This window comes from Zhengella mangrovi (assembly GCF_002727065.1).
Taxonomy (GTDB): domain Bacteria; phylum Pseudomonadota; class Alphaproteobacteria; order Rhizobiales; family Rhizobiaceae; genus Zhengella; species Zhengella mangrovi.
This window is the reverse complement of record NZ_PDVP01000001.1, coordinates 654,447-674,293: the sequence shown is the minus strand read 5'-3', so window position 1 is coordinate 674,293 and position 19,847 is coordinate 654,447. Positions and strand designations below refer to the sequence as shown.

The 19,847-nt window shown below is 65.7% G+C and carries 18 protein-coding genes; 10 read left to right on the top strand and 8 right to left on the bottom strand.

What is annotated here, in order from left to right; translation table 11 throughout:
* Positions 1 to 174: 174 nt before the first annotated feature.
* Together lepA and CSC94_RS03305 are read left to right on the top strand one after the other, a co-directional pair.
* Positions 175 to 1,986, top strand: coding sequence for a translation elongation factor 4 (gene lepA, locus CSC94_RS03315; protein ID WP_099303666.1), 1,812 nt, complete (start codon positions 175 to 177; stop codon positions 1,984 to 1,986).
* Positions 1,987 to 3,224: 1,238 nt separating this feature from the next.
* The gene (locus CSC94_RS03305; protein ID WP_099303662.1) at positions 3,225 to 3,710 is read left to right on the top strand and encodes an RrF2 family transcriptional regulator; all 486 of its coding nucleotides are present in this window, start codon (positions 3,225 to 3,227) and stop codon (positions 3,708 to 3,710) included.
* A gap of 18 nt (positions 3,711 to 3,728) precedes the next feature.
* Here the strand turns inward: CSC94_RS03305 and urtE are convergent, their stop codons facing one another.
* The 5 genes from urtE to urtA form a co-directional block, all read right to left on the bottom strand.
* The gene (gene urtE, locus CSC94_RS03300; RefSeq protein ID WP_099303660.1) at positions 3,729 to 4,424 is read right to left on the bottom strand and encodes an urea ABC transporter ATP-binding subunit UrtE; all 696 of its coding nucleotides are present in this window, start codon (positions 4,422 to 4,424) and stop codon (positions 3,729 to 3,731) included.
* 2 nt (positions 4,425 to 4,426) lie between these two features.
* On the bottom strand, positions 4,427 to 5,284 hold the full coding sequence (gene urtD, locus CSC94_RS03295) for an urea ABC transporter ATP-binding protein UrtD (protein ID WP_099303658.1): 858 nt from the start codon (positions 5,282 to 5,284) through the stop codon (positions 4,427 to 4,429).
* Between the two features lie 4 nt (positions 5,285 to 5,288).
* Positions 5,289 to 6,455 carry an urea ABC transporter permease subunit UrtC gene (urtC, locus tag CSC94_RS03290; RefSeq protein WP_099303656.1) on the bottom strand — a complete coding sequence of 389 codons (1,167 nt, stop codon included), beginning with the start codon at positions 6,453 to 6,455 and terminating at the stop codon, positions 5,289 to 5,291.
* Positions 6,452 to 8,071 (bottom strand): urea ABC transporter permease subunit UrtB, encoded by a 1,620-nt coding sequence (urtB, locus tag CSC94_RS03285; protein ID WP_099303654.1) that lies wholly within the window; start codon positions 8,069 to 8,071, stop codon positions 6,452 to 6,454. The genes urtC and urtB overlap by 4 nt, the downstream gene beginning before the upstream one ends.
* Positions 8,072 to 8,192: 121 nt before the next feature.
* Complete coding sequence (gene urtA, locus CSC94_RS03280) at positions 8,193 to 9,485, bottom strand: urea ABC transporter substrate-binding protein (protein ID WP_099303652.1); 1,293 nt, start codon at positions 9,483 to 9,485, stop codon at positions 8,193 to 8,195.
* A gap of 591 nt (positions 9,486 to 10,076) precedes the next feature.
* Between urtA and hemA the strand changes: the two genes are divergently transcribed.
* Both hemA and CSC94_RS03270 read left to right on the top strand, forming a co-directional pair.
* On the top strand, positions 10,077 to 11,291 hold the full coding sequence (gene hemA / locus CSC94_RS03275; protein WP_099303650.1) for a 5-aminolevulinate synthase: 1,215 nt from the start codon (positions 10,077 to 10,079) through the stop codon (positions 11,289 to 11,291).
* Positions 11,292 to 11,501: 210 nt separating this feature from the next.
* Positions 11,502 to 11,792, top strand: a complete 291-nt coding sequence (locus CSC94_RS03270; RefSeq protein ID WP_099303648.1) for a hypothetical protein — start codon at positions 11,502 to 11,504, stop codon at positions 11,790 to 11,792.
* A 21-nt stretch (positions 11,793 to 11,813) separates the two neighbouring features.
* Here the strand turns inward: CSC94_RS03270 and CSC94_RS03265 are convergent, their stop codons facing one another.
* From CSC94_RS03265 to CSC94_RS03255, 3 genes are read right to left on the bottom strand one after another with little or no spacing between them, the layout of a single operon-like run.
* A complete protein-coding gene (locus CSC94_RS03265; RefSeq protein WP_099303646.1) occupies positions 11,814 to 12,737 on the bottom strand; it encodes a carbohydrate kinase family protein in 924 nt (307 codons plus the stop codon).
* A 13-nt stretch (positions 12,738 to 12,750) separates the two neighbouring features.
* Positions 12,751 to 13,185, bottom strand: coding sequence for an RbsD/FucU family protein (locus CSC94_RS03260; RefSeq protein ID WP_099303644.1), 435 nt, complete (start codon positions 13,183 to 13,185; stop codon positions 12,751 to 12,753).
* A gap of 1 nt (position 13,186) precedes the next feature.
* Entirely contained in the window at positions 13,187 to 14,413 is a 1,227-nt protein-coding gene (locus tag CSC94_RS03255) for an ROK family transcriptional regulator (protein ID WP_425356496.1), read from the bottom strand.
* Positions 14,414 to 14,626: 213 nt separating this feature from the next.
* Between CSC94_RS03255 and CSC94_RS03250 the strand changes: the two genes are divergently transcribed.
* The 6 genes from CSC94_RS03250 to CSC94_RS03225 all read left to right on the top strand — a co-directional run bounded on the left by CSC94_RS03250 (position 14,627) and on the right by CSC94_RS03225 (position 19,843).
* Positions 14,627 to 15,658: a sugar ABC transporter substrate-binding protein gene (locus CSC94_RS03250; protein ID WP_205853212.1), complete on the top strand. Its 1,032-nt coding sequence runs from the start codon at positions 14,627 to 14,629 to the stop codon at positions 15,656 to 15,658.
* Positions 15,659 to 15,789: 131 nt separating this feature from the next.
* The gene (locus CSC94_RS03245) at positions 15,790 to 16,860 is read left to right on the top strand and encodes an ABC transporter permease (protein ID WP_245408234.1); all 1,071 of its coding nucleotides are present in this window, start codon (positions 15,790 to 15,792) and stop codon (positions 16,858 to 16,860) included.
* Positions 16,857 to 17,639, top strand: a complete 783-nt coding sequence (locus CSC94_RS03240; protein WP_099303638.1) for an ATP-binding cassette domain-containing protein — start codon at positions 16,857 to 16,859, stop codon at positions 17,637 to 17,639. The genes CSC94_RS03245 and CSC94_RS03240 overlap by 4 nt, the downstream gene beginning before the upstream one ends.
* Positions 17,639 to 18,319: a D-lyxose/D-mannose family sugar isomerase gene (locus CSC94_RS03235; RefSeq protein WP_099303636.1), complete on the top strand. Its 681-nt coding sequence runs from the start codon at positions 17,639 to 17,641 to the stop codon at positions 18,317 to 18,319. Before CSC94_RS03240 ends, CSC94_RS03235 begins: the two co-directional genes overlap by 1 nt.
* An 11-nt stretch (positions 18,320 to 18,330) precedes the next feature.
* On the top strand, positions 18,331 to 18,933 hold the full coding sequence (locus CSC94_RS03230) for a nucleoside triphosphate hydrolase (RefSeq protein WP_099304004.1): 603 nt from the start codon (positions 18,331 to 18,333) through the stop codon (positions 18,931 to 18,933).
* Positions 18,934 to 19,051: 118 nt separating this feature from the next.
* Positions 19,052 to 19,843: an urease accessory protein UreD gene (locus CSC94_RS03225; protein ID WP_245408247.1), complete on the top strand. Its 792-nt coding sequence runs from the start codon at positions 19,052 to 19,054 to the stop codon at positions 19,841 to 19,843.
* The last annotated feature ends 4 nt before the right edge of the window (positions 19,844 to 19,847 follow it).

The window sequence follows — 19,847 nt, the reverse complement described above, 5'->3', positions numbered from 1 at the left end:
CCCCATGCTCGTGTTCCCGGCACATTGACCGAAATGCATGTCCGCGCCTTGACGCTTATCAAGGAATGCAACAACGCTAAGTCATCTTTTCCGGCATGGCGAGCGCTGAAACAGAAGGGCTGCCTTCCGCGCTTGGCGCTTGCGTTTCCTTGGCCCCATGGTAAATGCGCGAGCATGACCGATACGCCACGCTCCCATATCCGCAACTTCTCCATCGTCGCCCACATCGACCATGGAAAGTCGACGCTTGCCGACAGGCTGATCCAGATGACCGGGTCCATCGAGGACCGGGAGATGAAGGAGCAGATCCTCGACGCCATGGACATCGAGCGCGAACGCGGCATCACGATCAAGGCCAACACCGTCCGGCTGGAATATGACGCCAAGGACGGCGAGCACTACGTGCTCAACCTGATCGACACGCCCGGGCACGTGGACTTCGCCTACGAGGTGTCGCGCAGCCTCGCGGCCTGCGAAGGCTCGCTGCTGGTCGTCGACGCCTCGCAGGGCGTGGAGGCGCAGACGCTGGCCAACGTCTACCAGGCGCTCGACAACGACCACGAGATCGTCACCGTTCTCAACAAGATCGACCTGCCGGCGGCCGAGCCGGAACGCATCAAGGCGCAGATCGAGGACGTGATCGGGCTGGACGCCTCGGATGCCTGCATGATCTCGGCAAAGACGGGTCTCGGCGTCGACACGGTGCTGGAGGCCATCGTCACCAAGCTGCCGCCGCCCAAGGAAGGCGAGCGCGACAAGCCGCTGAAAGCGATGCTCGTGGACAGCTGGTACGATTCCTACCTCGGCGTGATCGTGCTGGTGCGCATCATCGACGGCGTGCTGAAAAAGGGCCAGACCATCCGCATGATGGGCACGGACGCCCGGTACCCGGTCGAGCGCGTCGGCGTGATGACGCCGAAGATGGTGATGGTGGACAGTCTCGGCCCCGGCGAGATCGGCTTCATCACCGCCTCGATCAAGGAAGTGGCCGACACGCGCGTCGGCGACACGATCACCGAGGACAAGAAGCCCTGCGCAAAGCCGCTGCCGGGCTTCAAACCGGCCCAGCCGGTGGTTTTCTGCGGCCTGTTCCCGGTCGATGCGGCCGACTTCGAGGACCTGCGCGCGGCCATGGGCAAGCTCCGGCTCAACGACGCCTCGTTCTCGTTCGAGATGGAGACATCGGCGGCGCTCGGCTTCGGCTTCCGCTGCGGCTTCCTTGGCCTGCTGCACCTGGAGATCATTCAGGAGCGGCTGGAGCGCGAGTTCAACCTCGACCTGATCGCCACCGCGCCGTCGGTGGTCTACCACCTGAACATGACCGACGGCTCGGTGATGGAACTGCACAACCCGGCCGACATGCCCGACACGGTGAAGATCGGCTCCGTCGAGGAGCCGTGGATCCGCGCCACCATCCTGACGCCGGACGATTATCTCGGCTCGATCCTGAAGCTGTGCCAGGAGCGGCGCGGCGTGCAGATCGACCTCAACTATGTCGGCAAGCGCGCCATGGTCACCTACGACCTGCCGCTCAACGAGGTGGTGTTCGATTTCTACGACCGGCTGAAGTCGATCTCCAAGGGCTATGCCAGCTTCGACTACCAGCTCAAGGACTATCGCGAGGGCGACCTGGTGAAGATGTCCATCCTCGTCAATGACGAGCCGGTGGACGCGCTCTCCATGCTGGTGCACCGCAGCCAGGCCGACCGGCGCGGGCGCGCCATGTGCGAAAAGCTGAAGGAACTGATCCCCCGCCACCTGTTCAAGATCCCGGTGCAGGCGGCCATCGGCGGGAAGGTGATCGCGCGCGAGACCATCTCGGCCATGCGCAAGGACGTGACCGCCAAGTGCTACGGCGGCGACGCCACGCGCAAGCGCAAGCTGCTGGAGAAGCAGAAAGAGGGCAAGAAGAAGATGCGCCAGTTCGGGCGGGTGGAGATCCCGCAAGAGGCGTTCATCCAGGCCCTCAAGATGGGCGACAACTGAGCGGCGGCAGCGCCCGCCTCTTCCGAACCGACCGCTTCGGAGCGGCCATCGCCGTGTGCGCAATTCACCCTCCCCGGATGCGGGACGGGTTGCGGGCATGAAAGCGTCGTTCACCCCCTCCCGCCAGCCTTCGGCTGTCGACCTCCCCCATCGAGGAGGAGGTGGGCGGCGGCGCAGAACTCCGCATCGTCATCCCCGGTCTTGTCGCGGAACCCAGGCCGGAAACGGGGGGCCAGGCAGCAACGATGCAGAACAACTGCTGCCGTACACGCAACTCACCCTCCCCCGATGCGGGAAGGGTCGCGAGCAAAGCGAGCGGGGTGGGGGAGCAAGAGCCTGGTTCACCCCCTCCCGCCAGCCTTCGGCTGTCGACCTCCCCCATCGAGGAGGAGGTGGGCGGCGGCGCAGAACTCCGCATCGTCATCCCCGGTCTTGTCGCGGAACCCAGGCAAAATAATCCGTCCGCTTTCTGTCCACTCCCGTTCGTGGCGTCCCTATCCTTGCCCCACTGTCGCGCAGACGACGGGCCGCGGGTTCGCCACGCGGGCCGGCGCGGCGGAAGCGGAGCGGCGGGGTCCGGGCATTGCGTCCCGAACGGGCCCGGCTTGCGGCAAGGGCGGAAGTGATCTGCCCGAAGCCCGGATCATGCCACAGGCCCCTCGGCAGGACACAAGTCCGGAGGTGGCGGCGCGATCCGAAGAGGCGCAGGCGGGCGGGTGTGCCGGTGATGCCCGGCCTGCGACATCAAATCTCCGCGCGGGGCCCCGGAGGCCTTGCACACGATAAGGCATGCGCTCCGGCGACGCCGGGGCCCCGCCCTCGTGCAGTTTGTCTGCTGCCGATCTTGCGCGTGAACACGTGCGATCGGCAGGCAAGAAGCCTTCAAAAAGCCAGACGGGATGAAAAACCGGGCGTGGCGGCGATGGCGCGCGCCGTCAAGGCATTCGATCGACAGGATTTGAAAGGCCGGGCCCCCGCGACAAGCTCCGGGGATGACGAAAGGAAGAAGGGCTTGCGCCCAACGCCGACGGCATCGATTTGCCGGACCATGGACGACCACCGGAGAGACCAGAGATGGTGGCCCGCGATTGATCAGGCGGCGTGAAAAACCCGGCGCGGCAGCGAAAATGCGCGCCTTCATGTCGCAAACTGCGACATATGATCTCGATCAAGGCGTATAGGTTCGCGCCGCTCTAAAAGTTCATCCTGGATGAATGATTTTGACGGGAAGGCGCGCCATGCGGCTGACGACACGAACGAACCTCGCCATGCGGACCCTGATGTTCTGCGCCGTCAACAATGGCTGCACGGTGCGCAAGGTGGAGATCGCGGAAGCCTGCAACGCTTCTGAAAACCACCTGGCGCAGGTGATCCGTCTGCTGGGCCAGCACGGGTTCATCCACGCGGTGCGCGGCCGCAACGGTGGCATGCAGCTTGCCCGGCCGGCCGAGGAAATCAACGTCGGCTCGGTGTTCCGGGTATTCGAGAGCGAACTGCCGTTCGCGGAATGCTTCTCCGGTTCGGAAAACCACTGCCCGCTGACCGCGCATTGCTGGCTGCGGCCGGCGCTTTCCAAGGCGGTCGAGTCCTTCTACGAGACGCTCGACGCCATGTCGCTGGCCGACCTCACCGAGGGCAACGTGGCGCTGGAACACCTGCTGCGCCTGCCTGGCGCCGCGCCGCAGGCGGCGCGTGCCTTCTGCGGCCAGCCGATGCACGCCTGAGCGGCCGGCGGGTCCTTGCTACACGGTTAGGTGCGCCCGCACGTCCGGGCGGTCGAGCGACGGCGCGTCGCCGGAATGGACGACCTCGCCGCGGTCCATGATATAGACGTCGTCGGCCAGTTCGCGGCAGAATTCCAGGTATTGCTCCACCAGCAGCACGGCGATGCCCTGGGTATCGCGCAGGAAGCGGATGGCGCGGCCGATGTCCTTGATGATGGAGGGCTGGATGCCCTCGGTCGGTTCGTCGAGGACGAGAACGCGCGGGCGCGTGACCAGCGCACGGCCGATGGCAAGCTGCTGCTGCTGGCCGCCGGACAGGTCGCCGCCGCGCCGGTTCAGCATGTCCTTGAGAACCGGGAAGAGCTCGAAGACATAGTCGGGAACGGAGCGGTCCTTGCGCTTGACCGGGGCAAAGCCGGTCTCGAGGTTCTCGCGGACGGTGAGCAGCGGGAACACCTCGCGGCCCTGCGGCACGAAGCCGATTCCGGCGCGGGCGCGATCGTAGGCAGGTGCGCGGCCGAACACCGTGCCGTCCAGCGCGATCTCGCCGGATGTCAGGCGGTGATGGCCGACGATGGCGCGCATGAGCGACGTCTTGCCGACGCCGTTGCGGCCGAGCACGCAGGTGATGCGGGCCGGTTTCACCTCGATCGACACGCCGCGCAGGGCCTGGGCCGCGCCGTAGTGAAGGGATGCGTTGGTGACTGTCAACATGATCAGCGCCCCAGGTAGACTTCGATGACGCGTGGATCGGCGGACACGTGGTCGAGCGAGCCTTCCGACAGGACGGACCCCTCGTGCAGGCAGGTGACGCGGACGCCGAGATCGCGGACGAAATGCATGTCGTGCTCGACGACGATCACCGAATGGGTGCGGGCAATGTCCTTGAGCAGGCGTGCCGTCTCCTCCGTCTCCGCGTCGGTCATACCGGCGACAGGCTCGTCGACGAGCAGGAGCTTGGGATCCTGGGCGAGCAGCATGCCGATCTCCAGCCACTGCTTCTGGCCGTGGGAGAGATTGGCGGCCAGGTCGGCGCGGCGGGCAGCCAGGCGGGTGACCTCCAGGATTTCCGCGATGCGGCCCTCGCCGCTCTTCGCGGGATCGGTGAACAGGGTCCCGGCGACCGAGCGGGTGCCGGCCAGCGCGAGGGCGAGATTGTCCTCCACGGTGTGGCTCTCGAAGACGGTCGGCTTCTGGAACTTGCGGCCGATGCCCATGGTGGCAATGTCGGCCTCGTCATGCTTGGTCAGGTCGATGTCGCCGCGAAAGAAGACCTGGCCCGTGTCGGGCCGCGTCTTGCCGGTGATGATGTCCATCATGGTCGTCTTGCCGGCGCCGTTGGGGCCGATGATGGCGCGCATCTCGCCCTGTTCCAGGACGAGGGAAAGGTTGTTGATGGCCTTGAAGCCGTCGAAGGAGACGGAGACGCCGTCGAGATAGAGCAGGGTTTCGCGGCGGCGCTGCGTCTCGGCGCTCTCCGGTTCGGCGGCGACCGGCTGGAGATCGCGGGCCGCGTAGGGATGCGGCAGGACCACGGGCTCGTCGGGGTTGCGGGTCAGCGTGTCGGGTGCCATGGGGTCATTCTCCTGCGGCCGGCTGGGCGAGCGATGCGTCGGTGCCGTCCTCGGCCGTGGTGCTGGCGCGGCGGGCCTTCAGGGCCGACCAGCCATGGGTGATGGTGCCGACGATGCCGCGCGGCAGGAACAGCGTGACGGCGACGAAGAGGCCGCCGAGGGCAAACAGCCAGAGTTCCGGCAGGGCGCCGGTGAACCAGCTCTTGCCGGCGTTGACGGTCAGCGCGCCGACGATGGGGCCGATGATCGTTCCGCGGCCGCCGACCGCGGTCCAGACGACCACCTCGATGGAGTTGGCCGGGGCGAATTCGCCGGGGTTGATGATGCCGACCTGGGGCACGTAGAGCGCGCCGGCGATGCCCGCCATGACGGCGGAAACGGTGAAGGCGAAGAGCTTCACGTTTTCCGGCCGGTAGCCGAGGAAACGCGTGCGCGGCTCGGCGTCGCGCACGGCGATCAGGAGCTTGCCGAAGTGGGAGCCGACGATGGCCGCGGTGACGGCGACGCCGAGCGCCAGCGCGAGCGCGGTGGCGGCGAAGAGCGCGGCGCGTGTTGTGTCGGCCTGGACGTTGAAGCCGAGAATGTCCTTGAAATCGGTCAGGCCGTTGTTGCCGCCGAAGCCCATGTCGTTGCGGAAGAAGGCCAGCAGCAGGGCGTAGGTCATGGCCTGGGTGATGATGGAGAGATAGACGCCGGTGACGCGCGAGCGGAAGGCGAACCAGCCGAAGACGAAGGCGAGCGCGCCGGGCACGAGGACGACCATCAGGGCGGCGAACCAGAACTGGTCGAAACCGAGCCAGTACCAGGGCAGTTCCTTCCAGTTCAGGAAGACCATGAAATCGGGCAGGACCGGGTTGCCGTAGACGCCGCGGCTGCCGATCTGGCGCATGAGATACATGCCCATGGCATAGCCGCCGAGCGCGAAGAAGGCGCCGTGGCCGAGCGACAGGATGCCGGCGAAGCCCCAGACGAGATCCAGCGCGAGTGCCAGGAGGGCGTAGCAGAGATACTTTCCGGTGAGCGCGACGATGTAGGTCGGCACGTGGAAGGGGCTCGCCGGCGCGGTGGCGAGGTTGAGCACCGGCACGAGGATGGCGACGGCGACCAGCAGGACAAGGGTGATGACGATGCCCGGCGTGAATCCCCGGGCGAACAGGCGCGTGGTAATCATGCCTCGACCGACCTTCCTTTCAGGGCAAACAGGCCGCGCGGGCGCTTCTGGATGAAGATGATGATGAAGACGAGGACGAGGATCTTGCCGAGAACCGCGCCGGCGTAGGGCTCGAGGAACTTGTTGACGATGCCCAGCGAGAAAGCGCCGACGAGCGTGCCCCAGAGGTTTCCGACGCCGCCGAAGACGACGACCATGAAGCTGTCGATGATGTATCCCTGGCCGAGGTTGGGCGAGACGTTGTCGATCTGCGACAGCGCCACGCCGGCCAGCCCGGCCACGCCGGACCCGAGCGCGAAGGTCATGGCATCGACCCAGGGCGTGCGAATGCCCATGGCCGCCGCCATGCGCCTGTTCTGGGTCACCGCGCGCATCTTCAGGCCCAGCGAGGTGCGGTTCATCGCCCACAGCAGGACGGTGAAGACGACGAGCGCGAAGGCGACGATGTAGAGGCGGTTCCAGGTGATGGACAGTTCACCGAGCTGGAAGGCGCCGGACATGAACGAGGGGTTGGCCACCTCGCGGTTGGTCGGCCCGAAGATGGTGCGCACGGCCTGCTGCAGGATGAGCGAGACGCCCCACGTGGCGAGCAGCGTCTCCAGCGGGCGGCCGTAGAGGAAGCGGATGATGCCGCGCTCCATCGCCAGGCCGACGGCGCCGGCCGTCACGAAGGCGAGCGGCAGGGCGATCAGCAGCGACCAGTCGAGCAGCCAGGGCGCGGAATTGCGGATCACCTCCTGCACGGTGAAGGTAACATAGGCGCCGATCATGACCATTTCTCCATGGGCCATGTTGATGACCCCCATGACGCCGAAGGTGATGGCAAGGCCGATGGCGGCGAGCAGGAGCACGGAGCCGAGCGAGATGCCGTACCAGACGTTCTGTCCAACGCCCCAGAGTTCGAGCCTGTCCTGGATCCGGGTCATGGCTGCCTCGGCGGCGGCCTTCAGTTCACCATCGGCGGAGGCCGCGAATTTCGACAGGAGACCGAGGGCGTCGCGGTTGCCGATCCGCTCGACCGCGGCGATCGCCTCGAGTCTCGCCGCATCGTCGCGGTCGGAGAGCAGAAGGACGGCGGCGCGCGCCGTTTCCATGCGCGCCTTGACCGCCGGATCGGTTTCGCTGGCCAGCGCGGCCTCGACGGCCTCCAGCGCGGCCGGGTCGGGATTGGCGATCAGGGTATCGGCGGCGTCCATGCGCACGGCCGGATCCTTTGCCGCCAGGGTCAGCGCGCCGACCGCGTCGCGGATGGCGCGCCGCAGGGAATTCTTGACGCGGACCTTCTTGAGATCGGCAGAAGGCGCCGTACCGGCCGGTTCGCCCGTGACCGGGTCCAGCAGTGTGGCCGGGTCGCCATTGCCGCGAACGATGAACACGGCCCTGTCGGACTCGCGCACCAGCAGTTCGCCGTCGGACAAGGCGTTCAGCGCGCGGGCGGCGTGGGGATCGCCCAGCGCGGCCAGTGCCTCAATGACCTTTTCGGTGTCGTTGAAGCTCTTCGCTTCGCCGAATGTGGCAATGGTCTGGCGCAGCGTGGCCTCGTCCTGGGCCGAGGCCGGCACGAGCGCCGACAGGAAGAGGACGAGGACAAGGAGGATGTGGCGGAGCGGGCGCATGGCGTTTCCGGGTCGCACGGGTTTCGCCGACGGCGTGGCCCGTGTCAGTGATTTCGTGGCGAACGCGGGGCGGACGGTGTGCCCGCCCCGCATTGCTTTCAGGCCAGGTGGCCGGACCGGATCAGTTGCCGGCCGCGCCGAGGCAGGTCTTGGTCTCGGTGTTGTAGTTGCCGCACTTCAGATCGACCCAGTCGGCCTTGAGCGGCTTGGAGTCCGGCAGGTAGTCGGACCAGGCATCGCCCGGCACGAGGCCTTCGGTCTGCCAGACGGTCTCGAACTGGCCGTCGGCCTGGATTTCGCCAACGAGGACCGGCTTGGTGATGTGGTGGTTCGGCAGCATGACCGAGGTGCCGCCGGTCAGGTTGTCGGCCTCGGTGCCCGGCAGGGCATCGATGACGGCGTCGGCATCGGTGGTGCCGGCCTTCTCGACTGCCTTCACCCACATGTTGAAGCCGATGTAGTGGGCTTCCATCGGGTCGTTGGTGACGCGATCCGGGTTCTTGGTGAAGGCCTTCCATTCCTCGATGAACTTGGCGTTGGCCGGGGCGTCGACGGACTGGAAGTAGTTCCAGGCGGCCAGGTGGCCGACCAGCGGCTCGGTGTCGAGACCGGCGAGTTCCTCTTCGCCGACCGAGAAGGCCACGACCGGGATGTCCTCCGCCTTGATGCCCTGGTTGGCGAGTTCCTTGTAGAAGGGAACGTTGGCATCGCCGTTGATGGTCGACACCACGGCGGTCTTCTTGCCGGCGGAGCCGAAGGCCTTGATGTCGGACACGATCGTCTGCCAATCGGAATGACCGAACGGCGTATAGTTGATCATGATGTCCTCTTCGGCCACGCCCTTGGACTTCAGGTAGGCCTCGAGGATCTTGTTGGTCGTGCGCGGATAGACGTAATCGGTGCCGGCCAGCACCCAGCGCTTCACGCCTTCCTCGTTCATCAGGTAGTCGACAGCCGGGATGGCCTGCTGGTTCGGGGCAGCGCCGGTGTAGAAGACGTTGCGCTCGCTTTCTTCACCTTCGTACTGGACCGGGTAGAAGAGGATGGAGTCGAGTTCCTTGAACACCGGCAGGACCGACTTGCGGGACACGGACGTCCAGCAGCCGAACACCGCGGCAACCTTGTCCTTCTCGATCAGTTCGCGTGCCTTCTCGGCAAAGAGCGGCCAGTCGGACGCCGGGTCGACCACGACGGCTTCCAGCTTCTTGCCGAGCAGGCCGCCCTTGGCGTTCTGCTGCTCGATAAGCATGAGCATGGCGTCTTTCAGCGTCGTTTCGGAAATGGCCATCGTGCCCGAGAGCGAATGCAGGATACCGACCTTGATCGTGTCTTCCGCATGGGCGGAAAAGGACATGCCCGACATCGCCAGCATGGCGGCCAGACCGGCGACGAGAGACTTGCGGGAACCAGTCATGTGAATACCTCCGACAGGTTTGTTTGCACCGCAGCAACAATTGCAACAGTCGTGCCAAGTGCCGGAAACCGGACCGGTCCGCTCGGATTCCGCATGGAATCAAGCCCTTGGGAGATCAACTGCCGGGCCGGGCTCCGCCGTTCCCGCAATTCAGGATTTGCTTATGTTTTGTGCATTTGTTTATTTATGCCTATTTTCGCGGCATGTGCTCCCGAACGGCAGCCGGGGTCGCGCAGGCTTTCCGATGCCACGCGGCGCGCCTATATAGGGAATGCTGCATCTTTCGCGGCAGGTTGTTTGCACCACAAACGGCCAGGGCCCTTCTTCCGGAGACGGAAGGAGGGCTTTTATCGCAGGCAGGAATCATGTTTTTCCGGGCGCATTGAGCGAGATCAATGAACAGGCATGCGGCTATGACAATAAGTAGCAGAGTGCAGGGGTTGGCCCCGGGCGCGAGTTGAAGGAAAATGGCGGTCCGATCGGTTTTGCCTCAAGGGGTTGCCCACAAAGTGAACTCGCAGTATGGCCAAACGCAGCCATTTGCGATATGACACATGCAAAAATAAGCATGTGACGACGGGAGTAGACGGCATGGATTTCGAGCAGCACTTCAAGGACCGGCTTGCCGACCTGAAAAACGAGGGCAATTACCGGGTCTTTGCAGATCTCGAACGCCACGCCGGCGCCTTTCCCCGCGCGGTTCGCCACAGTGGTGGCGATGTGCGCGACGTCACGGTGTGGTGCTCCAACGATTACCTGGGCATGGGCCAGCACCCGAAAGTGATCGCCGCCATGAAGGAAGCGATCGACCGCTGCGGCGCCGGTGCCGGCGGCACGCGCAACATCTCGGGCACAAACCACTATCACGTGCTGCTGGAGCAGGAACTGGCCGACCTTCACAACAAGGAAGCGGCGCTGCTGTTCACGTCCGGCTACGTTTCCAACTGGGCTGCGCTCGGAACCCTGCTTTCCAAGATCCCCGGCATCATCTGCTTCTCCGACGAGATGAACCATGCCTCGATGATCGAAGGCATCCGCCACTCGCGCTGCCAGAAGGTGCTGTTCAAGCACAATGACGTGGCCGACCTGCGCGCCAAGCTGGAAGCCGCCGACCCGGCCGCACCGAAGATGATCGCCTTTGAGAGCGTCTACTCGATGGATGGCGACATCGCGCCGATCAAGGAAATCTGCGACCTGGCCGACGAGTTCGGCGCCATGACCTATCTCGACGAGGTTCACGCGGTCGGCCTCTACGGCCCGCGCGGCGGCGGCATCGCCGAGCGTGAAGGCCTGATGGACCGGCTGACGGTGATCGAGGGCACGCTCGGCAAGGCGTTCGGCGTCATGGGCGGTTTCATCACCGCCTCGGCCGCGCTGGTCGATTTCGTCCGCTCGTTCGCCTCCGGCTTCATCTTCACCACCGCGTTGCCGCCGGCGCTGGCCGCCGGGGCGCGGGCCTCGATCCAGCACCTCAAGGTGAGCCAGATGGAACGGGCGCGCCACCAGGAGCGCGTCGCCAAGGTGCGCGCCTCGCTGGATGCGCGCGGCATTCCGCACCTGATGAACCCGAGCCACATCGTGCCGGTGATGGTGAAGGACCCGGTGAAGTGCAAGTGGCTGTCCGACATCCTGCTCGACAGCTATGGCATCTACGTGCAGCCGATCAATTACCCGACCGTGGCCAAGGGCACCGAGCGGCTGCGCATCACGCCGTCGCCGTACCACTCGGATGCCGACATCGAGCACCTGGCCGGCGCGCTGAGCGACCTGTGGAGCCAGTGCGCCCTGGCTCGTGCCGTCGCCTGATCCGTTTCGCGACATTGGAATTGACCTGAAAAGCGCCCTTGCGGGCGCTTTTTTCGCTTGTGGTGCATCGCGCTTCCGGCGAAACTTTCCTCACGTCCGTCCGTCGATCGATAAAATGCGACCGTCGCCGGAAAGCATTCGATGACGGCTCCTGTTCATACTGGCGGCAGGACGGGGTGTGCATGGTCTGCATGACGGGAAATGGACGCCATGAAACTGGAAGCGATTGAAACGAACTATACCGATGTCCTCGACGGCGTCGCCTTCTCCATGGGCTGCGCCGGCATGCGGGTCGTCGTCATCGTCACCAACGAAGCCCTCGTCCGCATGGGCCTGCCGATGGAGGACGCCAGGCGGGATCCGTTCCTGAAGGAGCACCTGCCGCTCTGGCAGGAAATCGCGAGCGCCAAGTTCGAGCGCGGCAATTACGAGAACCGCGGCTCGCGCGTGCGCATCCTGCCGCGCGACCTGGCGCTGGTGCAGTTCAGCCGCGCCAGCTGACCGGTCGTCAGGTTTCCGGGATCAGTCCAGTTCCGAACGCCACGGCGGATTGGCCCCGGCCCGCGACACGGTGACGGCCGCGGCGGTCACGCCAAGCTCCAGGGCCTTGCGGATCGTTGCCGGGTCGGGGTCGCGCAGGCCATCGGCCGAAAGCGCGCCCGCCGCCTCGAGGCTGGCCAGAACGCCCGCATTGAAAGTATCGCCGGCACCGACGGTATCGACGACGGCGACCCGGCGGGCCGGCACGTGAAGCTCGTGGCCGGCGAACCAGGCGCCGGCGCCTTCGCCGCCGCCGGTGATCAGCACGAGCGAGGGACCGCGCTGAAGCAGCGACCGGGCGAGGTCTCCCTGGTGGCCCGGCCCCTCGAGCCAGTGCAGGTCCTCGTCGGAGAGCTTGACGATGGCCGCGGCCTCGATCATGCGGGCGATGCGGGTCCGGTAGGCCTTCTCGTCGCGAATGAAGCCCGGCCGGATGTTCGGGTCGAGCATGACCGGGCGACGGGTGGCCTCGCGCAGCATCAGCGCCTCGTAGGCCGAGCCGCAGGGCTCCACCGGCAGGCTGATGCCGCCGAAGAACATGGCCCGGACCTCGTCGCCGACAGCGGGCATGACGGAAGGTTCCAGCATCCGGCCGGCGGTGTTCTCGTCGTAGAAGGCATAGCTTGCCTGGCCATCGACCAGGCGCACGAAGGCGAGCGTCGTGGGCCGGTCGGAACGGATCACGCGCGAATGATCGACCTTCGACGCGGCCAGGCCGTCCAGAAGCATGTCGCCAAAGAAATCGGACGAGATGCCGGACAGGAACCCGGTGCGCGCGCCGAGCCGCCCAAGTGCGATGGCGGTGTTGTAGACCGCGCCGCCGCAATGGGGTGCGAACTGGGTCTCGCCGTCCGCGCCGGTGCGCGGCAGCATGTCGATGAGGGCTTCCCCGCAGCAAAGGATCATCTGGTCACCTGTCTCAAGCTTGCGGGCGAATGACGCCCTTGCGGATGATCATGTTGGCGTAGAGCCTCGGTTCGCTCGTCGCCACGACGGCATGGGCAGCCCTGACCCGTTCGTAGAAGGCCGGGCCGGACATGGCGACGACGCGGCGGCCGGGCACACGGCGTTCGCAGATCGCCTCGATCTCCTCATGCACCGGCGCCTTGCGCAACGGATCGCCGTCGACGCTGGCGCGGAACAGGGCTTCATCGACGAAGTCGTCCACGGGCAGGACGGCGAGGATAGCATCGGCGAGTGCAGCCAGGCCGTGGCCGTCCGCGCGAACGACGCGCCGGCCATGCTCCAGCGCCGGGTAATTGCCATCGACGATGGCGATCTCGTCGCCATGGCCCATGGCCCGCAGCGTGGCGAGCAGTTCGGGGCCGAGAATGGAGGGAATACCGATCAGCATGTCAATTGTCCTTCAGGAAAGCGTCCTGGCCGACGAGGAAGCGTTCGAGCAGTGGCAGGGCAGCGGCGCCGAGGGCACGCGCGTCATGACCCACCGTGCCCTGCCCGACAGCCGGAGCCTCAATGCCGGCGAAGTTCAGCCCCTTCAGGCGTCTCGCCGTGCTTTCGGCGATCCGGGCGCGGACACTTTCCGGCATCGACCCGTCGATGAGCGCCGCCTCGAAATCGATGACGCTGGCCGACGCCAGGATGGCATGGGCGAGACCGCGAGACGTTTCCTCGATCCACGGATCGAGAATTTCCGGCTCGACGTCCCAGACCTCCGGCGAATCCCACAGGAGTGCCGCGCCACGGCCACGTTCCTCCATGGCCTGCTCCAGCGTGGCGATGGACGCCACGTCGATCAGCTGGCGGATCCGTCCGTCCGGCCCGGGAACCGGCATGGAACCAAGCGCGCCCGCGTTGCCCGTGCGGCCGGAAAACAGGTTGCCGTTGAGCACCACGCCGCCACCGATGAAGAAGCCGATGTAGAAATAGACGAAGTCGCGCGGACCACCCGGCTGCCCGAACACCAGTTCGGCACTGCAGGCCGCCGTGGCGTCGTTCTCGAGGTAGACCGGGACATCGCAGCGGGCCTGCACCTCCGCCCGCATGTCGACGCTGCGCCAGGCTTTGGCCGTTTCCGCCGGCGCGCCGATGGATTCCGTCCAGTCCCACATCTTGAAGGGCATGGCGATGCCGAGACCGGCCAGGCGATCGACCGCACCGGCGGGCAGCTTGCGCTCGATGGCCGCCTTGGCCTCGCCAACGAAGCGGACCATGTCGTCAGGCGCGGGATAGCGGTAGGTGTGATGAACCTTGTCCAGCACCCGGCCCAAAAAATCGATGAGCACGAGATCGGCACTGCGCCGGCCGAGCTTCAGCCCGTAGAACCAGGCGCCATCGGGTGCCAGCGACATGGGTACGGACGGCTGCCCGACGCGGCCGCGCACCGGTTCGCCGCGCAACAGCAGGCCATCGGCCTCCAGTTCGCGCATGATCACGGACACGGTCTGGGCCGAAAGCCCCGTCATGCGCGCGATGTCGGACTTGGCCAGCGCGCCGTGGCGGCGAACCAGCGACAGCACGAGGCGCTCGTTGTAGGCGCGCATTCCACTCTGGTTTGATCCGCGATTGAACCGTTCAGGAGCCATGTCCCCGTCCGGCTTGCGCGTTGTGCCGCTTTCCAATGGTTCCTCCCGACCGGCTGGACCTTGTTGTGCCCATCCGTTTTGACAGAGAATGTTCAAACACGCCAATCTTGTCAATAATTAAATCAGAGTGATTTATCTATTGACAATTCCGGCGAGATGCGGTTTTCTCTTCATCAAGGCAGGTTCGGGAGGACCTCGGCCTGCTGACGGGGTACAACCCCGACGTTTTCATTTAAGGGAGGATGAACCTTGAAAAAGCTCGCTACTGTGACCTCTGCCCTGCTCGGCGCGGCCGCGCTCGGCGCCATTGCCGCCACCCCGGCTTCTGCCGAAAACATCAGCGCCTGCCTGATCACCAAGACCGACACCAACCCCTTCTTCGTGAAGATGCGCGAAGGCGCCGAGGCCAAGGCCAAGGAACTGGGCATCACGCTCAACTCCTATGCCGGCAAGGTCGATGGCGACAACGAGACCCAGGTCGCCGCCATCGAGACCTGCATCGCCAACGGCGCCAAGGGCATTCTTCTGACCCCGTCGAGCACGTCGGCCATCGTGCCGTCGGTCCAGCAGGCCCGCGATGCCGGCCTGCTCGTCATTGCCCTCGACACGCCGCTCGATCCGATCGATGCCGCCGACATGACCTTCGCCACCGACAACTTCAAGGCCGGCGAGCTGATCGGCCAGTGGGCCAAGGCAACGCTCGGCGACAAGGCGGCCGACGCCAAGATCGCCATGCTCGACCTCGACGTGTCGCAGCCGACCGTCGGCGTGCTGCGCGACCAGGGCTTCATGCAGGGTTTCGGCATCGACCTGGGTGACCCGAACAAGTGGGGCGACGAAACCGACGCCCGCGTCGTCGGCCACGACGTGACCGCCGGCAACGAGGAAGGCGGCCGCAAGGCGATGGAAAACCTGCTCGCCACCGATCCGTCGATCAACGTCGTCTACACGATCAACGAGCCGGCCGCTGCCGGTGCCTACGAGGCCCTGAAGTCGATCGGCCGCGAGAAGGACACGCTGATCGTCTCCGTCGACGGCGGCTGCCCGGGCGTTGCCAACGTCGAGGCCGGCGTCATCGGCGCCACGTCGCAGCAGTATCCGCTGCTGATGGCCTCCAAGGGCATCGAAGCCATTGCCGCCTACGCGAAGGATGGCGTCAAGCCGAAGGCAACGGAAGGCAAGGACTTCTTCGACACCGGCGTTTCGCTGGTGACCGACAAGCCGGCGGAGGGCGTTCCGTCCATCTCGGTCGAAGAAGGCAAGAAGCTCTGCTGGGGCTGAACCCGGCACCGGTCAGGCGGGTTCGGCCCGCCTGACCTTTACGCACAATCCCAAAACCCGCAAACTGACCTCAAGGACCAACGGGACGGCCATGCCGTCGTCCGAACAATGGTCCGTGGGAGGACGATGCCGTGACCGATACCAACAGTTACGAGGACGTGGTCAAGACCCGTCGCGACGAGAAATTCGCCGAGTTCCATCAGACCAATCGCGGATTCGGAAACCGGATCCAGAACGCGCTGCATTCAACGCCGTCCATGGTTCCGCTGATCGTGCTGCTTTCGGCGGTCATCGTGTTCGGCTTCGTGCTGGGCAGCAAGTTCTTCTCGCCCTTCGCCATGACGCTGATCCTGCAGCAGGTCCAGATCGTCGGCGTGCTGGCGGCTGCGCAAAGCCTGGTCATCCTGACGGCGGGCATCGACCTGTCGGTCGGAGCGCTGGCCGTGCTGTGCTCGGTGATCATGGGACAGTTCACGTTCCGCTATGGCATTCCGCCCTTCCTGGCGGTTGCCGCAGGGCTCGCCTTCGGCACGGCGGTCGGCGCCATGAATGGCTGGCTGGTCAGCCGGGTCAAGCTGCCGCCCTTCATCGTGACGCTGGGCATGTGGCAGATCGTGCTGGCGGCCAACTATCTCTACTCGGCCAACGAGACGATCCGTGCGCAGGACATCGAGGAACAGGCGCCGTTCCTGCAATTCCTCGGCGCCAAGTTCCAGTTCGGCGGCGCCACCTTCACGCTCGGCGTCATCCTGATGATCGTCCTGGTGCTCGTTCTCGCCTATGCCCTGCGCTCCACGGCCTGGGGCCGGCATGTCTATGCCGTGGGTGACGATCCGGAGGCCGCCGGTCTTTCCGGCGTCAATGTCCATGGCACGCTGATGAGCGTCTACATGCTGGTGGGCTTCATCTGCGGCCTGGCCGGATGGGTGATGATCGGACGCTACGGCTCGGTTTCGCCGTCGGCGACGACCGGCGTGATCGGCAACATCCAATCCATCACCGCGGTGGTGATCGGCGGCATCTCGCTGTTCGGCGGACGCGGCTCCATCCTCGGTTCCTTCTTCGGCGCCCTCATCGTCGGCGTATTCGAACTCGGCCTGCGCATGGCCGGTGCCGACCCGCAGTGGACCTATCTCCTCATCGGCGTTCTCATCATCGGCGCGGTAACCGTGGACCAGTGGATCAGAAAGGTGACAGCATGACGAGCGAACCCATCCTGAAAGCGCGCGGTCTCAACAAGCGCTACGGCAAGGTGACCGCGCTGGACAATTGCGACTTCGACCTGATGCCCGGCGAAATCCTGGCGGTGATCGGCGACAACGGCGCCGGCAAGTCGACCCTCATCAAGGCGCTGTCGGGGGCCGTGATCCCCGACAGCGGCGATATCTCGCTGGACGGCCGCAGCGTCAGCTTCGCCTCGCCCAACGACGCGCGGAGCCACGGTATCGAGACCGTCTACCAGACGCTCGCCATGAGCCCGGCCCTGTCGATCGCCGACAACATGTTCATGGGGCGCGAAATCCGGGCGCAAGGCATGATGGGCTCGCTGTTCCGCAAGCTCGACCGCAAGGCGATGGAAGACTTTTCGCGCCAGAAGCTGGCCGATCTCGGGCTGATGACGATCCAGAACATCAACCAGCCGGTCGAAACCCTGTCCGGCGGCCAGCGCCAGGGCGTTGCCGTGGCACGCGCCGCGGCCTTCGGCTCCAAGGTGATCATCCTGGACGAACCGACGGCCGCCCTGGGCGTAAAGGAATCGCGCCGCGTGCTGGAACTGATCCTCGACGTCCGGGCGCGCGGCATCCCGATCATCCTGATCAGCCACAACATGCCGCATGTCTTCGAAGTGGCCGACCGCATCCACGTGCACCGGCTCGGCCGGCGGCTCTGCGTGGTCGACCCCAAGCAGCACACCATGGCCGACGCCGTGGCGCTGATGACGGGTGCCAAGGAACCGACGCCGGAGGAGATGGCCGCCTGATGAAACGCAGCCGTGTCAACGAGATCATCGCCGAAGCCGACCATTTTATCCGGTCACATGGCTACGTGCTGCCGCCGTTTGCCTCCTGGTCTCCGGAGGACCTGAAGGAGCGCAAGCCGTCCGGCATCGTGGACGCGCGGCTGGGCTGGGACATCACCGATTACGGCAAGGGCCGTTTCGACGACCTCGGGCTGTTCCTGTTCACCGTGCGCAACGGCCGGGCGGCCGATCTCGCTTCCGGACGGGGCATGCTCTACGCCGAGAAGATCATGATCTCGCGGCGCGAGCAGCTTTCGCCCATGCACCGTCACGTCATCAAGGCGGAAGACATCATCAACCGCGGCGGCGGGCGGCTGGCCATCGAACTGTTCATGAGTGCGCCGGACGGCTCCATCGACCGGGACGCGACGGTGCGCGTTCCCTGCGACGGGGTGGAACGCGTGCTCGACGCCGGCGGCATCCTGATGCTCGACCCGGGCGAGAGCGTGACGCTTCTGCCCGGCGTGTGGCACGCCTTCTGGGCCGAGGAAAAGGACGTGCTGATCGGCGAGGTCTCCACCGTCAACGACGACGAGACCGACAATATCTTCGCCGAGCCGATCGACCGGTTTTCCACCATCGAGGAAGATTGCCCGCCGAGCCACCTGCTTGTCTCCGATTACCGGACATGGCTGGCGTGATGCCGCAACGGATGACGTTCGACGACCTGGCGCGGCTGGTGGCTGCCAAGGCGGAGGGACGCGACCGCTTCACCGTGGCCGTCGCCGGTGCGCCGGGCGCGGGCAAGTCGACGCTGGCGGGGAGGCTCGCCGATGCGCTCGGCAGCCGGGCGGTCGTCGTGCCGATGGACGGGTTCCATTTCGACAATGCCATCCTGGAAGCCCGCGGACAGATGGCCGTGAAGGGCGCGCCGCAGACGTTCGACGTTGCCGGTTTCGGCGCGCTCATGGCGCGCCTGCAGAGCGAGGATGCCGTCGCGATCCCGGTCTTCGACCGGTCGGCGGACCTGGCCCGGGCAGGTGCCGCAATCGTGTCCGCCGCGACGCCGATCCGCATCGTCGAGGGCAACTACCTGCTGCTCGACCGGCCCGGCTGGCGGGACCTGCGGCGCCATTTCGACCTCACCGTCTTTCTTGACGTGCCTGAGGAGGAACTGGAGCGCCGGCTGATCCAACGGTGGCTCGACCATGGCCTCGATCCTGACGCTGCACGCGCGCGGGCGCTCTCCAACGACATTCCCAACGCGCGGCTGGTCGTTTCCGAATCCGTGGATGGCGACGTGATCGTTTCCTAAGCCCTCGACAGATGGCACGTGGCTTGCAACGTTTCATGCATCGAGACCGAGTTGGAGCCCGATGAACCAGACCCTGCCCCTTCCGCCTGCCTTGCAGCGTACGTCCGGCACCGGACGCATGGCCGTGAAAACGGTTAACGGGCAGACCCGGCTGGACACGTTCTACCAGGAAGGCGCGGCGAAAATCCGCATTCCGCGCCTGCCCGGACAGGCGGCCATGGAAGCCGTTCTCATCAACACGTCCGGCGGTCTGACCGGCGGTGACCGGCTTGCGTGGGACATCGATGCCGGGGCAGGAACAGCGCTGACGCTGACCACCCAGGCCTGCGAGAAAGTCTACAAGGCCTCGGCCGGAACAGCCGACATGACGGTCTCGCTGAAGGTTGGCGACAGGGCGTCGCTGGCATGGCTGCCACAGGAAACCATCGTGTTCGAGCGGGCGCGCCTGATGCGCCGTCTGGATGCCGATCTCGCACCGGACGCGCGGTTGCTGGCCGTCGAGGCCACGATCTTCGGCCGCCAGGCGCACGGCGAGAGGGTGCGCGAAGCACTGTTTTCGGACCGCTGGCGGATCCGCCGGGACGGGAAGCTGGTCCACGCCGACAACCTGCGCCTGGAAGGCGACGTCGACGGCGCGCTGGCACTCCCCGCGGTGGCAGGCGGCGAGATCGCGGTCGCCACCGTGCTTCTGGTGTCCGAGACGGCGGAAGGCCTTGCCGGCCCGTTGCGCGATCAACTGGCTGCTTGTCCAGCGGTCCAATCCAGCGCATCCTTCTGGCGGGTGGCCGGGTCTGGCAAGCTTCTTGCGAGGTTCGTGGCACGGGACAGCGTAGCGCTCCGGAAAGGGCTCGTGCCCGCCTTGTCGCTGCTCAACGAAGGGGCACCACTGCCCAAAATATGGTCACTGTGACGGA

What these genes read in the sequence shown, in the direction of transcription:
- CSC94_RS03240 (WP_099303638.1), top strand. Translation starts at nt 16,857, where the DNA reads ATGACGAGCGAACCCATCCTGAAAGCGCGCGGTCTCAACAAGCGCTAC.
- urtA (WP_099303652.1), bottom strand. Translation starts at nt 9,485, where the DNA reads ATGACTGGTTCCCGCAAGTCTCTCGTCGCCGGTCTGGCCGCCATGCTG.
- CSC94_RS03235 (WP_099303636.1), top strand. Translation starts at nt 17,639, where the DNA reads ATGAAACGCAGCCGTGTCAACGAGATCATCGCCGAAGCCGACCATTTT.
- CSC94_RS03265 (WP_099303646.1), bottom strand. Translation starts at nt 12,737, where the DNA reads ATGATCCTTTGCTGCGGGGAAGCCCTCATCGACATGCTGCCGCGCACC.
- urtB (WP_099303654.1), bottom strand. Translation starts at nt 8,071, where the DNA reads ATGCGCCCGCTCCGCCACATCCTCCTTGTCCTCGTCCTCTTCCTGTCG.
- CSC94_RS03270 (WP_099303648.1), top strand. Translation starts at nt 11,502, where the DNA reads ATGAAACTGGAAGCGATTGAAACGAACTATACCGATGTCCTCGACGGC.
- CSC94_RS03305 (WP_099303662.1), top strand. Translation starts at nt 3,225, where the DNA reads ATGCGGCTGACGACACGAACGAACCTCGCCATGCGGACCCTGATGTTC.
- urtD (WP_099303658.1), bottom strand. Translation starts at nt 5,284, where the DNA reads ATGGCACCCGACACGCTGACCCGCAACCCCGACGAGCCCGTGGTCCTG.
- CSC94_RS03230 (WP_099304004.1), top strand. Translation starts at nt 18,331, where the DNA reads ATGACGTTCGACGACCTGGCGCGGCTGGTGGCTGCCAAGGCGGAGGGA.
- urtC (WP_099303656.1), bottom strand. Translation starts at nt 6,455, where the DNA reads ATGATTACCACGCGCCTGTTCGCCCGGGGATTCACGCCGGGCATCGTC.
- urtE (WP_099303660.1), bottom strand. Translation starts at nt 4,424, where the DNA reads ATGTTGACAGTCACCAACGCATCCCTTCACTACGGCGCGGCCCAGGCC.
- hemA (WP_099303650.1), top strand. Translation starts at nt 10,077, where the DNA reads ATGGATTTCGAGCAGCACTTCAAGGACCGGCTTGCCGACCTGAAAAAC.
- lepA (WP_099303666.1), top strand. Translation starts at nt 175, where the DNA reads ATGACCGATACGCCACGCTCCCATATCCGCAACTTCTCCATCGTCGCC.
- CSC94_RS03225 (WP_245408247.1), top strand. Translation starts at nt 19,052, where the DNA reads ATGGCCGTGAAAACGGTTAACGGGCAGACCCGGCTGGACACGTTCTAC.
- CSC94_RS03260 (WP_099303644.1), bottom strand. Translation starts at nt 13,185, where the DNA reads ATGCTGATCGGTATTCCCTCCATTCTCGGCCCCGAACTGCTCGCCACG.